Consider the following 16,607-nt stretch of genomic DNA (forward strand, 5'->3'; position numbering starts at 1 on the left):
GCAGCGGCCGACCAAAAAACGACGAGGATGCCGCGCTGATGCGACATCCTCATCGACCCACCTCGCGCTACGCCGGCCACCGCGTCCGCGCGTGCATCCGTGCGCGGCGCTCATCCGGTGGCGTGCAGCGCGAGCTCATCGTCAGGACAGTGTGGGCGCAGTGGCGATGGCGTGGTCGATGACCTTGAGCGCGGCCTCGCGCTCGGCACCGTCGACCACCAGGCGCGGCGCGCGTACGCGCTCGCTGCCCAGGCCGACCTTTTCCTGCACCAGTTTGATCAACTGCACGAACTTGGGCACGGTATCCAGGCGCAGCAGCGGCAGGAACCAGTCGTAGAGTTCCTTGGCCGCAGGGTATCCACCGTCGCGCGCGAGTTCGAACAGGCGCACCGATTCCTTCGGGTAGGCGTTGACCAGGCCGGCGATCCAGCCCTTGGCGCCCATGCTCAGGCCTTCGACGATGGCATCGTCCATGCCCACCAGCAGCGCCAGACGATCGCCCAGCAGCTCCTGCAGCGCGGCGAAGCGGCGCACGTCGCCCGAGGACTCCTTCACTGCCTGCAGGTTGGGGAATTCGGCGGCCAGCTCGGCGATCTGCGCGGGGCCGAAATCGGTCTTGTAGGCCACCGGGTTGTTGTACAGGATCACCGGCAGGTCGGTGGCGGCGATCACCGCACGCACATGCGCGCCCATCTCGCGCCAGTCGGTGGAGTAGACGTAGGGCGGCAACACCATCAGCCCGCCGCAACCGAGGTCCTTGGCCGCCTTGGCCAGCGCCACCGCCTCACCGGTCGCCAGGCTGGCGATGCCCGGCACCACCGGCACGCGGCCGTTCAATGCGCCGACCAGCGTCTTGAGCACGGCGATCTTGTCGTCCACGCTCAAGGTGGCCGCTTCGCCCAGCGAGCCCAGCGGCACGATCGCGGTGCAGCCGGCATCCACCAGTTGATTGGCGTGCTTGGCGAGGAAGTCGTGATCGATCTCGCCGGAGGCGGTGAACGGGGTGGTGATGGCCGGCAGCACGCCGTGCCAGAACGCAGCAATACTCATGGATGATTCCCTTGCGAGTCGGAAGTGAACGGGTCGGCCAGCGCCGCGAGGCGGACCGGGAACAACGGCGGCCGGCGGCCGGCGTCGGTGGAAAGCGCGGGCGGGCAACGCCCCAGTTCGGCGAGCGCGGTGCCGCAGATGCGGCCCTGGCAGGCGCCCATGCCGCAGCGCGAAGCGAGCTTGGCATCGCGTGCATCGTTGAAGTTGTCCAGCGCGCCCAGCGGCACGTCTTCGCAGCGGCACACCAGCGTGTCGGGCTGCGCCAGCGCGCGGATGCGTGGATCAAGCGCGAACTGCTGTTGCAGCACCCCGGCGAACGCACGCGCGGCACGCCGCCGCGGCTGCAGGCGCAGCGCCGCGTCCGGCGCGTCGGCAGCCATATGCCCGGCCATCGCGCCTTCGATCAGCGCGCAGTCGCGCCCGCCGATGCCGCAGGCCTCGCCCGCAGCAAAGACCTGCCGCACGCTGGTGCGCAGCAGTGCGTCCACATGCAGCTGTTGATGCGCGCCGTACGCGTCCAGCCGGCAACCGAGCAGCTGTGCGAGCTCGGTGTTCGGCACCAGGCCATAGCCAACCGCCAACTGGTCGCAGGCAACACGGGTGCGACCGGTGGGCCCTTCGATCTCGATTTCGCGCAGTTGCGTGTCGCCGTGTGCGGCAACGACAAAGCTTCCGGCGCGATACGCCACCGCGCGCAATTGCAGACGCAGCGCCACCGCCTGCGCCGCCTTGCCCGGCCAACGCCACAGCTGCAATGCGAACTGCCGCAACGCAGCTGCAGAGGTCTGTTCGTGGATGCCAAGCACCTGCGCGCCATGCCGTTGCAAGGTCGCCGCACTGGCCAGCAGCAGCGGGCCGCTGCCGGCGACCACCACACGCTTGCCGGCCAGCGGCCAGCCCTGTTTGGCCAGCGCCTGCGCCGCGCCGGCGCCGGTGACGCCGGGCAAGGTCCAGCCCGGAAACGGCAGCAGCAATTCGCGCGCGCCGGTGGCCAGCACCAGGGCGGCGTAATGCAGTTGCAGGGAACCGTGCGGGCCATCGGCCAGCAGCCAGCCCGGCTGCGCCAGCAGGATCTGCGTTTGCGTCAGCAGCGTGATCGACGCCGCGCCCTGCACCTGTCGCAACAGCGCGCGCGCATCGGCCGGCGCGCCGTGCCGCACATCGTTGCGCCACACCTGCCCGCCGGCACGCGGCTGCAGGTCGACCACGCCCACCCGCACGCCATGACTGGCCGCTGCCTGCGCTGCCGCCAGGCCGGCCGGGCCGGCGCCGATCACCAGCACATCGAAATGCTGCACGCGCTCAGCCATCGGTGCGTACCTGCATGCCGTCGCGCGCATCCACCAGGCAGGCGCGTTGCTGGCCGACGCCATCGATGCGCACCCGGCATTCGAAACACACGCCCATGCCGCACAACGGCGCGCGCGGCTGGCCGCTGCACGACTGCCGGAACTGCAGCGTCGCCTGCGCCACCGCAGCGGCCACGCTGGCGCCGGCCGGCACCTCGACCGCTTGCGCATCCACGTGCAGGCGCACCGTCGCGCTCATGCGGCTGCACCATGCACGGCGCGCGCCGGAGCGTATGGGCTGGGGTCGATGGCCGGGGTGCGCCCGAGCAGGCTGTCCACGATCACCCGGGCGCTCCCCAGCGCCGTGGTGACGCCCAGCCCCTCGTGACCGGCGGCCACCCACACATCGCGCCGGCCGGGCACCACCCCGAGATACGGGCGCCCGTCCGGCGTGGCCGGGCGCAGCCCGGTCCACACCCGGATCGCCTGCAACTCGCGCAGCACCGGCAGATAGGCGAATGCGCGCTGCAGCATCTGCTGCAACACCGGCAGCGACAGCGCGCGGTCGTGCTCGCCGAACTGGCGCGAGGAGCCGATCAGGATCTGCCCGGTCGGCCGCGGCTGCACATTGAAGGCCACGCTGGTGGCGTCGGCGCCATGCGCCGAATCGGCATAGCCCAGTTCCAGTAGCTGATGCCGGATCAAACCAGGATGGCGGTCGGTGATGACCAGATGGCCCTTGCGCGGGCGTAGCGCCAGCTCAGGCAACAACTGCGGCAAGGCCACCCCGCTGGCCACCAGCACCGGGCCGGCCAACAGCTGGCCATCGTCCAGACGCACCCCATGCGCCTGCAACTGCTCCACCTTGCGGCCGGCAAACAGCTGCGCGCCCGCCTTGCAGGCCAGGCTCACCAGATGCCGCGCCACCCGCGGCGGATACACCACGGCCTCACCCGGCACCAGCATGCCGCCGGCCAGGCCCGCCACCAGTTGCGGCTCCAGTGCATACAACTGGCTGGCATCGATGGCGTCGGCATGCAGGCCGGCCGCCGCCAGCCGCGCGATCTTGGCCGGCACCGCCGCCAGTTCGCGCGCATCACGGGCCACCCACAGCGTGCCGCAGCGGCTGAATTCGGCCTCGCTCAGTTGTGCGAAGCGCTCCCACAGCCGCAGCGAATACGCCGACAACGCCAGCTCGGCCGGGTCGTCGTCCATCGCCACCAGGTGCCCCATCGCCGCCGCGGTGGAACCGCCGCCGATCGGCCCCGGCTCGACGATCGCCACGCGCAGCCCTTCGCACGCGGCCGCCTCGGCGCAGGCCGCGCCGACGATGCCCGCGCCCACCACGATCAGGTCGTAGCTGCGTCGCGTGGACGCTGCCGACGGCGCCGCATCGGCGGCCGGCGCGCTGCCAACTCCCTCCGATGCGGGCCGCACGTCGTCCATCAGGCCACGATGCCCCAGGCGAACGGGTCGGCCGGGTCGATCAGCAGCTGCGCGCGCGCGGTGATGTAGGCGTGCCCGCTGATGCGTGGCGCAATGCCGCGCCCGCTCAGGCGATAGCTCCCTTCGAAGGCGCTGCCCAGAATGCCCTGCTGTACCCAGCGCTCGCCTTCGGCCAGCTTGCCGTCGGCGGCCAGGCAGGCCAGCTTGGCGCTGGTGCCGGTGCCGCACGGCGAACGGTCGTAGGCCAGCCCCGGGCACAGCACGAAGTTGCGCGCCACGCCACTGCCGTCCGGTGCGCTGCCGTTGATTTCGATATGGTCGATCTCGCCACCGGCCTCGCCGGTGATGCCGGCCGCTTCCAGCGCCAGCCGGATCGCTTCGGTATAGGCGGTCAGCTCGCGCTGATGCGCCAGGTCCAGCGCACACGGCGCCTGCCCGGTGATGAAGAACCAGTTGCCGCCCCAGGCCACATCGCCACGCACCGGCCCGTAACCGGGCACGTCCACGTCCACCTCGGTCGCGACGCGATAGCTGTCGACATTGTCGACCGACACCGTGCCGTCTTCGGCCAGTTCCACGCCGACCGTGCCGACCGGCGTCTCGATGCGGTGCTGGCCCGGTGCGATGCGCCCCAGCTCGGCCAGCGTGCGCACCACGCCGATGGTGCCGTGCCCGCACATGCCCAGGTAGCCCACGTTGTTGAAGAAGATCACCCCGGTGCAGGCGCTGGGGTCGCGGGCCGGCAGCAGCAAGGCGCCGACCATGGTGTCCGAGCCGCGCGGTTCGCAGGCGATCGCGCTGCGCCACTGGTCGAAATCGCGGCCAAACCGCTCGCGGCATTGCGCCAGATCGCCATCGCCCAGATCGGGGAAGCCGGAGAGGACCACGCGGGTAGGTTCGCCGGCCGTATGGGAGTCGATGACGTCGATGGTGTGCATGGCTCATGCTCCCACTGCCGGCTGGCGGACGACTAGCGTCCAATGCGAGTTGCAAATGCGGAAATCCGCACAATCGACAACCCGGTTCACAGCCCCGCGTTTGCGCTAGGATCAATACAGGGCTGCGCCTTTCGTGCAGCCGTCAATCGTGACCGCCACCATGACGCCGATGGACCTCAACCTTCCCGCGCTGGAAATGCAGACGCTGTTCGATGCGCTGCCGGACGTGGTGTTCTTCATCAAGGACAGCGAGGGCCGCTACACCCATTGCAACCTGACGCTGGTGCGCCGGCTCGGACGTAAATTGCGCAGCGAAATCATCGGCCGCTCGCCACTGGAAGTGTTCCCGCTGCCGCTGGGCGGCAGCTACATGATGCAGGACCGCCGCGTGCTGTGTGGCGAGCTCATCGACAACCAGCTGGAGGTGCATCTGTATCCCAACCGCCTGCCCGGCTGGTGCCTGACCTTCAAGCGCCCGCTGTGCGAGGCCAATGAAGTGATTGGCGTGGTCGGCATTTCGCGCGATCTGGGCCAGCCCGACAGCCGGCACTCGGCGTACGAGCGCCTGAGCCAGGTGATGGATCACATGCAGGCCAACTTCGGCGACAACCTGCGGGTGCAGAGCCTGGCCGACCTGGCCGGCCTGTCGGTGGCGCAGCTGGAACGGCACTTCCGCCGCGTGTTCCAGGTGACCCCGCAGCAACTGCTGACCAAGCTGCGGATCGAATCGGCGATGCGGTTGCTGTACGGCGACGACAGCATCGCCAGCATCGGGCAACGCTGCGGCTTTGCCGACCAGAGCGCATTCGCGCGTCAGTTCAAGGCAACCGTCGGCATGACCCCGCGCGATTACCGTGCGCTCAAGGGGCAGTTGTAGGCGCGCAAACACACGCTGACACACCGCTGGCACAAATGCCGAATTCGGCAGCATTGGCGATACTGCGGCGATGTAGTTTGCGCAGGTCGTTGCACCGCTGTCGCGACGCGCAGGAGGTGGCACAGGCAGGGCCGCGCTGAAGGTCGCGTCAAGGCGGCCCCGGGCCCGGATGGTAGACTTTCTGGTTTCCCCTACCGCGTTGCCAATGGCCAGCTTTTTCCGCCGTAACAAGCCAACCACGCCCGACAGCGCGCGTACCTCGCGCTATAGCCTGGAAGAACTGGCAGCCGCATTCCCCACCGCGCCGTCTGCCGCCACCCCGGCATCGCCGGTCGAGGCAATGCCGACTGCCGAACCCGGCACATCGGCCACACCAGCGTCGCCCGCGCCTGCTGCACCGGCACGCAGCGATGCGGTAACGCCGACGCCAGCCATAACGCCGCCGGCCGCGTCACCGGCCGACCAGCTTGCCCAGGACATCGCCGCGCGCACTGGCCAGGCGCAGAGCATTGCTGCAGTCCCCAATGCACCCACGCCGCCGGCCACGCCGGCACCTGCGGCCCTGCAGGCGCTGCCCGATCCGCTTCCGTCTGCCGCGCCGCACGCACCCACGGTAGTGGTGCCGCCACCGGTGGTCGTGCCGCCGCACAGCGCACCCGCGCAGCCGGCAGGCACGCCGGCACCGACGCCTGCGCAAGGCGCCGCGCCCGCAGTCGTACCGTCGACTGCAACACCTGCTGCCACGCCTACTGTCGTGACACCCGCTGTCGTGACACCTGCCGCCGCAACAGCTGCGCCCGCAGTGACACCGGCCGTCGCCCCGTTGCCTGCCGCCGCGCCCAGCGTCGTCGCCCCGGCCGTGATCAGCGCCCCAGTGCCGGCCAGTTCTGACAACGACAGCATCGTCGGCCAGCGCGATGCGCTACCTGCCGCCCCGGCCGGCAAGCCTGGCTGGCGCGACCGCCTGCGCAACAGCAGCTTCGCGCGCAGCTTCGGCGGTCTGTTCTCGCGCAACCCCAAGCTCGACGACGACCTGCTCGACGAGATCGAAACCGCGCTGATCACCGCCGACGTCGGCATCGGCGCGACCACCACCCTGGTCGAAGGGCTGCGCAAGCGCATGAAGTCGCGCGAGTTCGCCGATGCGCAGGCGATGTTCAAGGCCTTGCGCGCCGATCTGATCGCGCTGCTGCAGCCGGTTTCCAAACCGCTGGTCATCGACCGCTCGGCCAAGCCCTTCGTGGTGCTCACCGTCGGCGTCAACGGCGTCGGCAAGACCACCACCATCGGCAAGCTGGCCAAGCGCTTCAAGGACGACGGCAACAGCCTGATGCTGGCCGCCGGCGACACCTTCCGCGCCGCGGCGGTGGCGCAGCTGCAGGCCTGGGGCGATCGCAACGGCGTGGCCGTGATCGCGCAGGGGCAGAATGCCGACGCCGCCTCGGTGGCGTTCGACGCGCTGCAGGCCGCCAAGGCGCGTGGCACCGAGGTGTTGATCGCCGACACCGCCGGCCGCCTGCACACCCAGACCGGGCTGATGAACGAACTGGGCAAGATCCGCCGCGTGCTCGGCAAGATCGATGCCGCCGCACCGCACGAGGTGCTGATGGTCATCGACGGCACCACCGGCCAGAACGCCATCTCGCAGCTGCGCCAGTTCCATGCCGCGGTCGGCGTCACCGGCCTGGTCGTCACCAAGCTCGATGGCACCGCCAAGGGCGGCGTGGTGTTCGCACTGGCGCGCGAGTTCAATATCCCAATCCGCTTCGCCGGCATCGGCGAACGCCCGGAAGACCTGCGCGTGTTCGACCCGGTCGCCTTCGTCGACGCCCTGCTGCCGGAAGCACTGGGCAGCTGAGTGGCAGAGGCCTGCCCGCATCTGCAAGCGCTGTGCGCGCAGGCGCTGCAGGCAGGCTGCACGCTACGGGGAGTGTCCGGCGACTGGTCGCGCGCCAAGCGTGTGCTGGAGTTCGCCCAGCCATTGCCGGCGGCGTTGCGCAAGCAGGCGCGGCGCAACGCGGAGCTGGTCCATTACCATGCACCGGCCGCACCGCACTGGCCTGGCGATGAAGGCTTCTTCTGCGACCAATGCCGGGTTGGACTTGCGTTTCCGCTGCACTGATCGGCCTACCGCCATACGCGCACAGCCGGGCGTCATCCGCCCGACGTCATCGCCCCCTTCGCCAGCAGACCTCATGCCAGCCGATCACGCCACTGCCACCACTGACGCCTTTGTCGACCGCCTGCTGCACTGGTTCGACGGCCACGGCCGCCACGACCTGCCCTGGCAACATCCGCGCGCGCCTTACCGGGTGTGGTTGTCGGAAATCATGCTGCAGCAGACCCAGGTTGCGGTGGTCATTCCGTATTTCCACAAGTTCGTCGCCCGCTTTCCGACCCTGGCCGACCTGGCCGCAGCCGACAACGACACCGTGATGGCGCACTGGGCCGGGTTGGGCTACTACGCACGCGCACGCAACCTGCATGCCGCAGCCCGGCAATGCGTCGCCCTGCACGATGGCGAGCTGCCACGCGATGTCGATGCCTTGCTGGCGCTGCCCGGCATCGGCCGCAGCACCGCCGGCGCGATCCTCAGCCAGGCCTGGAACGACCGCTTCGCGATCATGGACGGCAACGTCAAACGCGTGCTGACGCGCTTCCACGGCATTGCTGGCTACCCCGGCCTGCCGGCGATCGAAAAGCAGTTATGGCAACTGGCGACGACGCATGTGGCGCAGGTGCCGGCCGGCCGCCTGGCCGACTACACCCAGGCGCAGATGGATTTCGGCGCCACGCTATGCACACGCGCCAAACCGGCCTGCGTGCTGTGCCCGCTGCAGGACGATTGCGTGGCGCGCCGCGATGGCCTGGTGGACGCACTGCCCACGCCCAAGCCCGGCAAGGCGTTGCCCGAGCGCGAAGCCACCGCCTTGCTGCTGGAAAATGCTGACAGACAGATCCTGCTGCAGCGCCGCCCACCGACCGGCATCTGGGCCTCGCTGTGGACGCTGCCGCAGGCCGAGACCGACAGTGGCATGCGCACATGGTTCGACAAACACATCGATGGCAACTACGACCGCGCCGACGAACTGCCGCTGATCGTGCACACCTTCAGTCACTACCGCCTGCATCTGCAGCCGTTGCGCCTCGGCAAGGTCGCACTGCGCCCGGCGGTACGCGACAATGACGACCTGCGCTGGGTCGCCCGCGCCGATCTCGCATCGCTGGGCTTGCCGGCGCCGATCCGCAAACTGCTCGACGCCCTCTAGGCGCGCACTCAAAGGAATCCGCATGTCCCGCACCGTGTTCTGCCAGTACCAGCAATGCGACACCGAAGGCCTGGATTTTGTGCCGTATCCCGGCGAGCTCGGCCAGCGCGTGTTCGCGCAGATCGGCAAGAGCGCATGGCAGGCCTGGCTGGCGCATCAGACCATGCTGATCAACGAAAACCGGTTGTCGCCACGCGACCCCAAGCACCGCGCGTTTCTCGAAGCCGAGTTGCAGAAGTTCCTGTTCGAACGCAATGCCGACAAGCCGGATGGCTATGTCGCGCCGATGAGCGAAGAATAAGCACGTCGGGATTCAGCGCGGCCAACAGACCACTGCGCTCACTGCCGGGCGGGCGCGGCCGGTAACCGGGATCGGCATGCATCACGCATGCCCTCCAGATCCTGCGCAACACTTCCTTCGGGCCGGGCACTGCTGGCCGCGGCTTTAGACAGGACAAAAAGAGCGCAGCGCAGGATAGACCTGCAGCGCAGCAGCCGCTACACGATCGCAGCGACCATCTGCAGGCGACATCCGGGCATTGCACCGCCCGGATGCGTGCGCCTCAACCGACGCCGGTCGGCCCGTCCAGCAGCATGCGGATCCGCTTGAGCAGCTCCTTCTGCGTATACGGTTTGTTGACCACGTCGAACTCCGCGCCGCCCACGTCGGTGCGCTGGATGCTGGCATCGGCATAACCGGTGGTCAGCAGGACCTTGATCCTGGGCAGCATGCGCCGCGCCTCGCGGGCCAGCACCACGCCATTCATGCCGCCGGGCATGATCAGATCGGTGAATAGCGCATCCACTTCCGCATGCTGCTCGAGTAACTCGATCGCCTCGCGCCCGCTGGCTGCAGAGAGAATGCGGTAACCGGCGTTTTCCAGGAACATCCTGGCCACCACCGCCACGTCCTGCTTGTCTTCCACCACCAGGATGGTTTCGCTGCCGCCCTTGTCGATGGCACGGCTCTTGACGGCCTGCAGGTCGTTCTCGAATTCGTTAGATGCGGGGAAATACAACCGCACCGTGGTGCCTTCGCCCACTTCGCTGTAGATGCGCACGGTGCCGCCGGACTGCTTGACGAAGCCGTACACCATCGACAGACCCAGGCCTGTGCCCTGCCCCTCGTCCTTGGTGGTAAAGAACGGCTCCATGACGCGGCTGGCCACCTCCGGCGGCATGCCCAAGCCCGTGTCGCTGACGGCAATGCTCACATAACGACCCGGCGCCAACTGGTGGTGCATGGCCAGATCGTGGCTGGTGATTTCCACGTTCTGGGTCTGCACGGTCACTTCCTTGCGCTCGGACTGCGCCATCGCATCGCGCGCATTGATCAGCACGTTCAACAGCGCCACTTCGGCCTGGGTGGTGTCGATCTGGCAGTTCCACAGCCCCTCTTCCAGCGACTGCCGCAGGCTGATGCCGCCCCCCAGCGTGCGCTCGGCCATGTTGTTCATGCCCGACACCAGGCCATTGAGATTGACTACCCGCCCCCGCAATTTCTGCTTGCGCGAAAACGCCAGCAATTGCTGGGTCAGGGTGGCCGCCTTGGCCGCGGCGGTTGCGGCATGTTCGGCGCTGAAGGCGATGCGTTCGGCATTCCTGGCGGCATCGCCGGAGACCATCATCTGGATCACTTCCAGATGCCCGGACATCACCTGCAGCAGATTGTTGAAATCGTGCGCGATGCCGCCGGTCAACTGCCCCAGCGCTTCCATCTTCTGCGCCTGGCGCAAGGCGTCCTCGGCATCGCGACGACGACTCACGTCCAGCTGCGAACCGAAGAAGTAGACCAGGTTGCCTTGCTCGTCGAACACCGGCGAGACGAACAGCGCGTTCCAGAACGAGGAGCCATCCTTGCGATAATTCAGCACCTCGGTGGCGAATTCGCGGCGTTGCTCGATGGACTCGCGCACGTCCTGCACGCTGGCCGGATCGGTTTCCGGGCCCTGCAGGAAACGGCAGTTGTTGCCGATGATCTCCTCGGACGAATACCCGGTCATTTCCAGGAACGCCCGGTTGGCGAACACGATCGGATTGTCGGGCAGGTGCGGGTCGGTGACCGTCATCGGCATGCGCGTGGTTTCCACCGCGGCAAAAAAGATATCCGAGCGATGCTTCTCCACAGGCAGGCTGCGAGATTCGCTGATATGAGGCGCCCGCAGCTCTCCGTTACCAGGATCGTTCAAGTGCATGTTCTCCGCGGGGCCATTCCCGTGGCGATAGTCTAGTTGGGGCCGGTGAGTTGATTCCTCACATCCATGAGCCTTTCCCGTACGGCCGCGCTCGCCGATGCAACCCGGCGTGCGGCAGGCAGCACGCGCTAATGCGGCGCCACCTTGGAAAACACGTTGATGACCACCGCACCGGCCACGATCAGGCCCATGCCCAGCAGCGCCGGCGCATCCAGCCGTTGTCCGTGCACGGCCCAGGCCACCAGCGAAATCAACACGATGCCCGCGCCCGACCACATGGCGTAGGCGATGCCGACCGGGATCACGCGCAGCGTCAGCGCCAGGAAATAGAACGAAATGCCGTAGCCCAGCACGGTGAGCAGCGATGGCCACATGCGCGTGAAGCCTTCGCTCGATTTGAGCGCCGCCGTGGCGGTGACTTCTGCGCAGATCGCGATTGCCAGGAATATCCAGTTCTTCATCGCCGCACCTTGCCCGTGGAATGCGGCGACCATAGCCGCAGGCACCGGCTTGCTTGCAAGCGCGCCGCTGTGCGCCATTGCCCGCGCCGTCGCTTGCTGAAAGCAGGCTAATGCAGGCACGGTGGACCGGCACTGGCAGGCAGGTGCATCGGTCGTTTTGCCGTAGCATGCACAGGCAGCAAGCAGCTCTTGCGCTTCATTCGGCCGTTCTGGCGCCGTTGCGCGCGTCTTTCCAGCCAGCGCAGGCTCTGGCAATCATGCGATGCCACCATGCCGGGCTACCAGACCCAGATTCACGAGTTGACCTTCGGGCAACTGACCTACGTCATCCGCGCACTTGCCGACAAACAGCAATACGCCGATCCGGACGAGAGTGCGGCCGATGCCGGCATCTCCTCGGCGCAGTGGAGCCTGTTCGGGCAGGTCTGGCCTGCCGGCCAGCTATTGGCCGAAGCAATGGCCACGCGCCCGATCGAAGGCCGGCGCATTCTCGAACTCGGCTGCGGCCTGGGGCTGGCCAGCCTGGTGTTGCGCCGGCGCGGCGCCGACGTGGTCGCCAGCGATCATCACCCGCTGGCAGAGGTGTTCCTGGCGTACAACGCCGCACTCAACTCCCTGGACTCGGTGCCGTATCGCCGGCTCGACTGGGATGCCGGCGCGCTGAACATGGGCCAGTTCGACATGATCATCGCCAGCGACGTGCTGTATGAAACCCGCCACGCCACCATGTTGGCCAGCCTCATTCCCGCGCTGGCCAGGCCTTCGTGCGAGATCGTCATCAGCGATCCGGGCCGCGGCAACGCCAACGCGCTCTCGCGCATGCTGGCGGACATCGGGTTTTCGTTGGTCGCCGGCGAACGCCAGGCCGCAGCGCAGGTGGCCAAGGCGCCGCGCCTGTTCGTCTACCGGCGCAACATGGACAACTGGTAGCCCGCAGCGGGTTAGGTGTCCCTGCCGCGTGACTCGGGTGCAGACGTATCGGCAGACAGCGCGATCGGCCTGCACGGATCGGCCTTGCGCTTCTGGCGCCCGCTCATGCGCATCGGCGAGCCTGGCGCCGTAGAGCGGGCGCCAAGTCGTCAGAGCCGGTATTCCTTCGGGTCCAGAAACTCGGCAAGACAGGAACCCACGCGCAGTGCCTGCTCGCGCGCATCGCCGCGGTATTCGCCCTGCCCTGCGCCTTCGATCGTGGCGATCGGCGAAGGATGGTCGCGGTGATACACAAACGCCGTCGACGACCACTGGGTCTGTCCAGGTGCCTGACTTTCCATCGTTTCCACGCGGAACTCACCGCAGTAGCCGTGAATCAACGTGCGTCGAAGTGTTCTGTGCGTCATGCCCGGAAGTATCGCCACGCGCAGTTGAAGACCACGTGGAAAACCGCCGCCGCAGGCGCCAGGTCTGCCGGCAAACGCAACAAGTCCATCCGCAGCAATCGCCGCAACGTGGCATCGACAAAACAAGGAAGAGAGTTTGCACATCCGGCGATTGCCGGGACGCCTTGCGAACGAAGGCGTGGAAATGGTGGCCGAGGACGGAATCGAACCGCCGACACGGGGATTTTCAATCCCCTGCTCTACCAACTGAGCTACTCGGCCACTATCGCAACATGCTGCCTGCGTTGCGAGGACGCGCATCATAGCGAGCAGGCGCAGTTTGAGCAAGCGTTGCGATGAACTTTGTTGCGGGCCGGCGCGGCGACCGCGCTTTCCTGCATCGGTTCACACCGCGCGGAAGGCGGCATGGCCTAGCCTGCGCAGATCCCGAGGAGAGTGTCATGCGCCTGCCCTGCCTGCTGTTGTCGTTCGCCTTGCTGCTGCCGTTGATGGCCGCGGCCCAACAGCCGGTACGCGCAGTGCCGCAACTGGACATCTCCCGCTACGCCGGGCAGTGGCACGAGATCGCGCATCTTCCGGTGTCGTTCCAGAAGAAGTGCCGCAGCGACATCACCGCCAGCTACACCTTGCGCGACGATGGCTTGATCGGCGTGCGCAACGGCTGCCGCAGCGCCGATGGCGAGCTGACCCAGGCCGAGGGAGTGGCACGGCCGGTCGAGGGCCGGCCCGGGCAGCTGCAGGTGCGCTTTGCGCCGGAGTGGCTGAGCTGGTTGCCGCTGGTGTGGGCCGACTATTGGGTGATCGCGCTCGACCCGGACTACCAATGGGCGGTAGTCGGCGAGCCGGATCGCAAATACCTGTGGATCCTGTCGCGCTCGCCACAGATGCCGCGCGCGCAGCTCGAGCAACTCAAGCGTCAGGCCACGCAGATGGGCTATGACCTGTCGCCGCTGATCGTGGCTGCGCCCTTGCGTTGACGCCAGCAGCCTGAACGCAGGCCGTGCTGCGTCGTGTGCCGCAACGCCTGCGCACGGACACGCCGCAAGGCAGCAAGGCAGCGTCCGTACTGCGTAGTATTCTTGGCGCCGCCTTACACCCGCCAAGGACCTCAGTACATGCGTCGTGCCTACCGTCTCCTGATCGTGTCGCTGGCCTGCGGCCTGCTGCTGAGCGCCTGCGGCGGTGCGGTCCGCCGCGTGTCCGAGCCGGCCGCCAGCATCCAGCAATTGACCGTGCGTGCCGATGGTTCCTGGTCGGTCGATCTGCGGCTGCAGAACTACAGCAGCATCCCGATGCAGTTCGAGCGCGTGGCGCTGGAGATTTCCGCCGGCGATCAGTTGGCCGGCAAGCTCGACCAGAGCGTCGGCATCTCGATCGGCCCGGAAACCGCCGACGTGGTGACCGTCAGCGTGCAGCCGACCTCGCTGGGCCGTCTCACTGTGGCCGATGTGCTCGCCGGCGGCCGCTCGCTGCCTTACTCGCTCAAGGGCACGGTGTGGGCGACGCCGCAGGATAAGAAGCAGCGCGATTTCAGCGTCGAATCACGTAACACGCTCAGCCCGGCCCCCGGCCTCAACGGCGTGCTGCGCTGACGCGCACGCCTTCCCGCACTCGTTTGAAGGATTCCGCATGAGCAGCTACACCGCCCCGCTGACCGATTTCCGCTTCGCCCTGCACGACGTGCTCGGCGCGCAGGCCCTGTTCGCCCGGCTCGGCTATTCCGACGCCAGCACCGACATCATCGACGCCGTGCTCGAGGAAGCCGGCCGCTTCACCGCGCAGGTGCTGGCGCCGCTCAACAGCATCGGCGACGAAATCGGCTGTGCCTTCGACAAGAGCACCCACGCGGTGACCACCCCGCCCGGCTTCCGTGCGGCCTACGACCAGTTCGTGGAAGGCGGCTGGAACGGGCTCACCGCCGAGACGCAGTTCGGTGGCCAGGGCATGCCGCACACGCTGGGCGTACCGTTGAGCGAAATGATCAACGCCGCCAACCTGGCCTGGGGCAACTTCCCGCTGCTGTCGCACGGCGCGATGGAAGCGCTGCGCCAGCACGGCGAAACCTGGCAGCAGGATGTCTTCCTCAAGCCACTGATCGACGGCCGCTGGACCGGCACCATGTGCCTGACCGAGCCGCATTGCGGCACCGACCTGGGCCTGCTCAAGACCCGCGCCGAGCCCAACGCCGACGGCAGCTATGCCATCACCGGCACCAAGATCTTCATCACCGCCGGCGAGCACGACCTCACCGACAACATCGTGCATCTGGTGCTGGCCAAGTTGCCGGACGCACCGGCCGGCGCCAAGGGCATCTCGCTGTTCGTCACCCCCAAGTTCAAGGTGGACCGCGACGGCAACGTGGGCGAACGTAATGCGCTGCACTGCGGCTCGATCGAGCACAAGATGGGCATCAAGGGCTCGGTGACCTGCGTGATGAACTTCGAAGGCGCGCAAGGCTATCTGGTCGGCCAGCCGCATAAGGGCCTGCAGGCCATGTTTACGATGATGAATACCGCGCGCCTGAGTGTGGGTCTGCAGGGCATCGGCCTGTCCGAGCGTGCGTATCAGAACGCGCTGCGCTACACCCGCGAGCGCCTGCAGTCGCGCGCGCTCAGCGGTGCCAAATTCCCCGACAAGCCGGCCGACCCGATCATCGTGCACCCGGACGTGCGCCGCATGCTGCTGACCATCAAGTCGCTGACCGAAGGCAGCCGCCTGCTGGCGCTGCACGCGGCCAGCCTGGTCGATGTGGCCCACCGCGGCACCACCGAGCAGGAACGCGCCGACGCCGAGACCCTGGTGAGCTTCCTCACCCCGATCTCCAAGGCCTGCCAGACCGAGTGGTCGATCGAGAACACCTACCACGCGCTGCAGTGCTTCGGCGGCCACGGCTATATCCGCGAATACGGCATGGAGCAGCTGGCCCGCGACGCGCGCATCACCACCATCTACGAAGGCACCACCGGCATCCAGGCGCTGGACCTGATCGGCCGCAAGACCGCTGCCAGCCAGGCGGCGGGACTCAAGCTGTTCCTGGCCGATGTGGAAACCTTCGCCAATGCGCAGGAAAGCAATGCCGCGCTGGCCGAGTTCATCAAGCCGCTGCGCGACAAGTGCAGCGAGTGGGCGATGCTGACCCGCGACGTGCTCGATCGCGCCGCCCGCAACCCGGACGAACTCGGTGCCGCCAGCTACGACTACCTGTTCTATTCCGGCTATGTGGTGCTGGCGTACTGGTGGGCGCGTAGCGTGGCCGCTGCCGATGCTTCCGCGCACAGCGAGGAGTTCAAGCGCGCCAAGCGCGAAACCGCCCGCTTCTACTTCGCACGCATGTTGCCGCGCACGCTGACCCATGCCGCCACCATCCGCAGCGGCGCAGCGCCGTTGATGACGCTGGAAGCGGAGTTGTTCGGCGAAGCCTGAGCAAGCGTCATCATCGCGGCGGGCTGCCGCCGTCGTAGGAGCGGACCTGGCCGCGATGAGGCGGTACCGATCGGCAAGATGTCGCGCCCGGGTGCGCTCCTACGGCAACACCGCAGGATTCCGCCGCGGTCGTAGGAGCGGACCTGGCCGCGACGAGGCAGTACCGATCGGCAAGACCTCGCGCCCGGGTGCGCGCCTACGGCAACACCGCAGGATTCCGCCGCCGTCGTAGGAGCGGACCTGGCCGCGACGAGGCAGTACCGATCGGCAAGACCTCGCGCCCGGGTGCGCGCCTACGGCAACACCGCAGGATTCCGCCGCC

Annotated in this window: 17 protein-coding genes and 1 tRNA gene; 9 read left to right on the forward strand and 9 right to left on the reverse strand. The window is 67.7% G+C overall.

The annotated features are described in order from the left end of the window. Positions 1 to 141: 141 nt before the first annotated feature. The 5 genes from GGR73_RS07235 to GGR73_RS07255 are packed head-to-tail and all read right to left on the reverse strand — an operon-like array spanning position 142 to position 4,723. Complete coding sequence (locus GGR73_RS07235) at positions 142 to 1,050, reverse strand: dihydrodipicolinate synthase family protein (RefSeq protein ID WP_054592585.1); 909 nt, start codon at positions 1,048 to 1,050, stop codon at positions 142 to 144. Then, complete coding sequence (locus GGR73_RS07240) at positions 1,047 to 2,360, reverse strand: NAD(P)/FAD-dependent oxidoreductase (RefSeq protein ID WP_046343194.1); 1,314 nt, start codon at positions 2,358 to 2,360, stop codon at positions 1,047 to 1,049. Before GGR73_RS07240 ends, GGR73_RS07235 begins: the two co-directional genes overlap by 4 nt. Further along, positions 2,353 to 2,598 carry a 2Fe-2S iron-sulfur cluster-binding protein gene (locus tag GGR73_RS07245; protein WP_016902001.1) on the reverse strand — a complete coding sequence of 82 codons (246 nt, stop codon included), beginning with the start codon at positions 2,596 to 2,598 and terminating at the stop codon, positions 2,353 to 2,355. The genes GGR73_RS07240 and GGR73_RS07245 overlap by 8 nt, the downstream gene beginning before the upstream one ends. After that, positions 2,595 to 3,785 carry an NAD(P)/FAD-dependent oxidoreductase gene (locus GGR73_RS07250; protein ID WP_260301107.1) on the reverse strand — a complete coding sequence of 397 codons (1,191 nt, stop codon included), beginning with the start codon at positions 3,783 to 3,785 and terminating at the stop codon, positions 2,595 to 2,597. The genes GGR73_RS07245 and GGR73_RS07250 overlap by 4 nt, the downstream gene beginning before the upstream one ends. Then, positions 3,785 to 4,723 (reverse strand): proline racemase family protein, encoded by a 939-nt coding sequence (locus GGR73_RS07255; protein WP_024937897.1) that lies wholly within the window; start codon positions 4,721 to 4,723, stop codon positions 3,785 to 3,787. The genes GGR73_RS07250 and GGR73_RS07255 overlap by 1 nt, the downstream gene beginning before the upstream one ends. 160 nt (positions 4,724 to 4,883) lie before the next feature. Between GGR73_RS07255 and GGR73_RS07260 the strand changes: the two genes are divergently transcribed. From GGR73_RS07260 to GGR73_RS07280, 5 genes are all read left to right on the forward strand, one after another. Next, positions 4,884 to 5,600, forward strand: a complete 717-nt coding sequence (locus tag GGR73_RS07260; RefSeq protein WP_024937898.1) for an AraC family transcriptional regulator — start codon at positions 4,884 to 4,886, stop codon at positions 5,598 to 5,600. Between the two features lie 205 nt (positions 5,601 to 5,805). After that, positions 5,806 to 7,458, forward strand: coding sequence for a signal recognition particle-docking protein FtsY (gene ftsY, locus GGR73_RS07265; protein WP_184456237.1), 1,653 nt, complete (start codon positions 5,806 to 5,808; stop codon positions 7,456 to 7,458). Next, positions 7,459 to 7,722: a hypothetical protein gene (locus tag GGR73_RS07270; RefSeq protein ID WP_024937900.1), complete on the forward strand. Its 264-nt coding sequence runs from the start codon at positions 7,459 to 7,461 to the stop codon at positions 7,720 to 7,722. It begins immediately after the preceding gene. A 73-nt stretch (positions 7,723 to 7,795) separates the two neighbouring features. Continuing rightward, entirely contained in the window at positions 7,796 to 8,869 is a 1,074-nt protein-coding gene (gene mutY / locus GGR73_RS07275; protein ID WP_184456239.1) for an A/G-specific adenine glycosylase, read from the forward strand. 22 nt (positions 8,870 to 8,891) lie between these two features. Further along, entirely contained in the window at positions 8,892 to 9,170 is a 279-nt protein-coding gene (locus GGR73_RS07280) for an oxidative damage protection protein (RefSeq protein ID WP_016902008.1), read from the forward strand. A 262-nt stretch (positions 9,171 to 9,432) separates the two neighbouring features. Here GGR73_RS07280 and GGR73_RS07285 read toward each other — a convergent pair whose 3' ends face one another. After that, complete coding sequence (locus tag GGR73_RS07285) at positions 9,433 to 11,058, reverse strand: hybrid sensor histidine kinase/response regulator (RefSeq protein ID WP_054592577.1); 1,626 nt, start codon at positions 11,056 to 11,058, stop codon at positions 9,433 to 9,435. Positions 11,059 to 11,192: 134 nt separating this feature from the next. Further along, positions 11,193 to 11,525, reverse strand: a complete 333-nt coding sequence (locus tag GGR73_RS07290) for an SMR family transporter (RefSeq protein ID WP_039523025.1) — start codon at positions 11,523 to 11,525, stop codon at positions 11,193 to 11,195. Positions 11,526 to 11,795: 270 nt separating this feature from the next. On the opposite strand from GGR73_RS07290, the gene GGR73_RS07295 reads away from it, so the two are divergent. Next, positions 11,796 to 12,455: a class I SAM-dependent methyltransferase gene (locus tag GGR73_RS07295; protein WP_184456241.1), complete on the forward strand. Its 660-nt coding sequence runs from the start codon at positions 11,796 to 11,798 to the stop codon at positions 12,453 to 12,455. A gap of 149 nt (positions 12,456 to 12,604) precedes the next feature. On the opposite strand, the gene GGR73_RS07300 is transcribed toward GGR73_RS07295, so the two are convergent. Both GGR73_RS07300 and GGR73_RS07305 read right to left on the reverse strand, forming a co-directional pair. Then, a complete protein-coding gene (locus GGR73_RS07300) occupies positions 12,605 to 12,796 on the reverse strand; it encodes a hypothetical protein (RefSeq protein WP_080931335.1) in 192 nt (63 codons plus the stop codon). A gap of 251 nt (positions 12,797 to 13,047) precedes the next feature. Then, a tRNA-Phe gene (locus GGR73_RS07305) sits at positions 13,048 to 13,123 on the reverse strand. Between the two features lie 179 nt (positions 13,124 to 13,302). On the opposite strand from GGR73_RS07305, the gene GGR73_RS07310 reads away from it, so the two are divergent. The 3 genes from GGR73_RS07310 (at position 13,303) to GGR73_RS07320 (ending at position 16,285) form a co-directional block, all read left to right on the forward strand. Next, positions 13,303 to 13,839: a lipocalin family protein gene (locus GGR73_RS07310; protein WP_102251776.1), complete on the forward strand. Its 537-nt coding sequence runs from the start codon at positions 13,303 to 13,305 to the stop codon at positions 13,837 to 13,839. A gap of 138 nt (positions 13,840 to 13,977) precedes the next feature. Next, positions 13,978 to 14,454, forward strand: coding sequence for an NDR1/HIN1-like protein (locus tag GGR73_RS07315; RefSeq protein WP_039522095.1), 477 nt, complete (start codon positions 13,978 to 13,980; stop codon positions 14,452 to 14,454). A 37-nt stretch (positions 14,455 to 14,491) separates the two neighbouring features. After that, positions 14,492 to 16,285, forward strand: a complete 1,794-nt coding sequence (locus GGR73_RS07320; RefSeq protein ID WP_184456243.1) for an acyl-CoA dehydrogenase C-terminal domain-containing protein — start codon at positions 14,492 to 14,494, stop codon at positions 16,283 to 16,285. The last annotated feature ends 322 nt before the right edge of the window (positions 16,286 to 16,607 follow it).

Source organism: Xanthomonas sp. F14 (assembly GCF_014199865.1).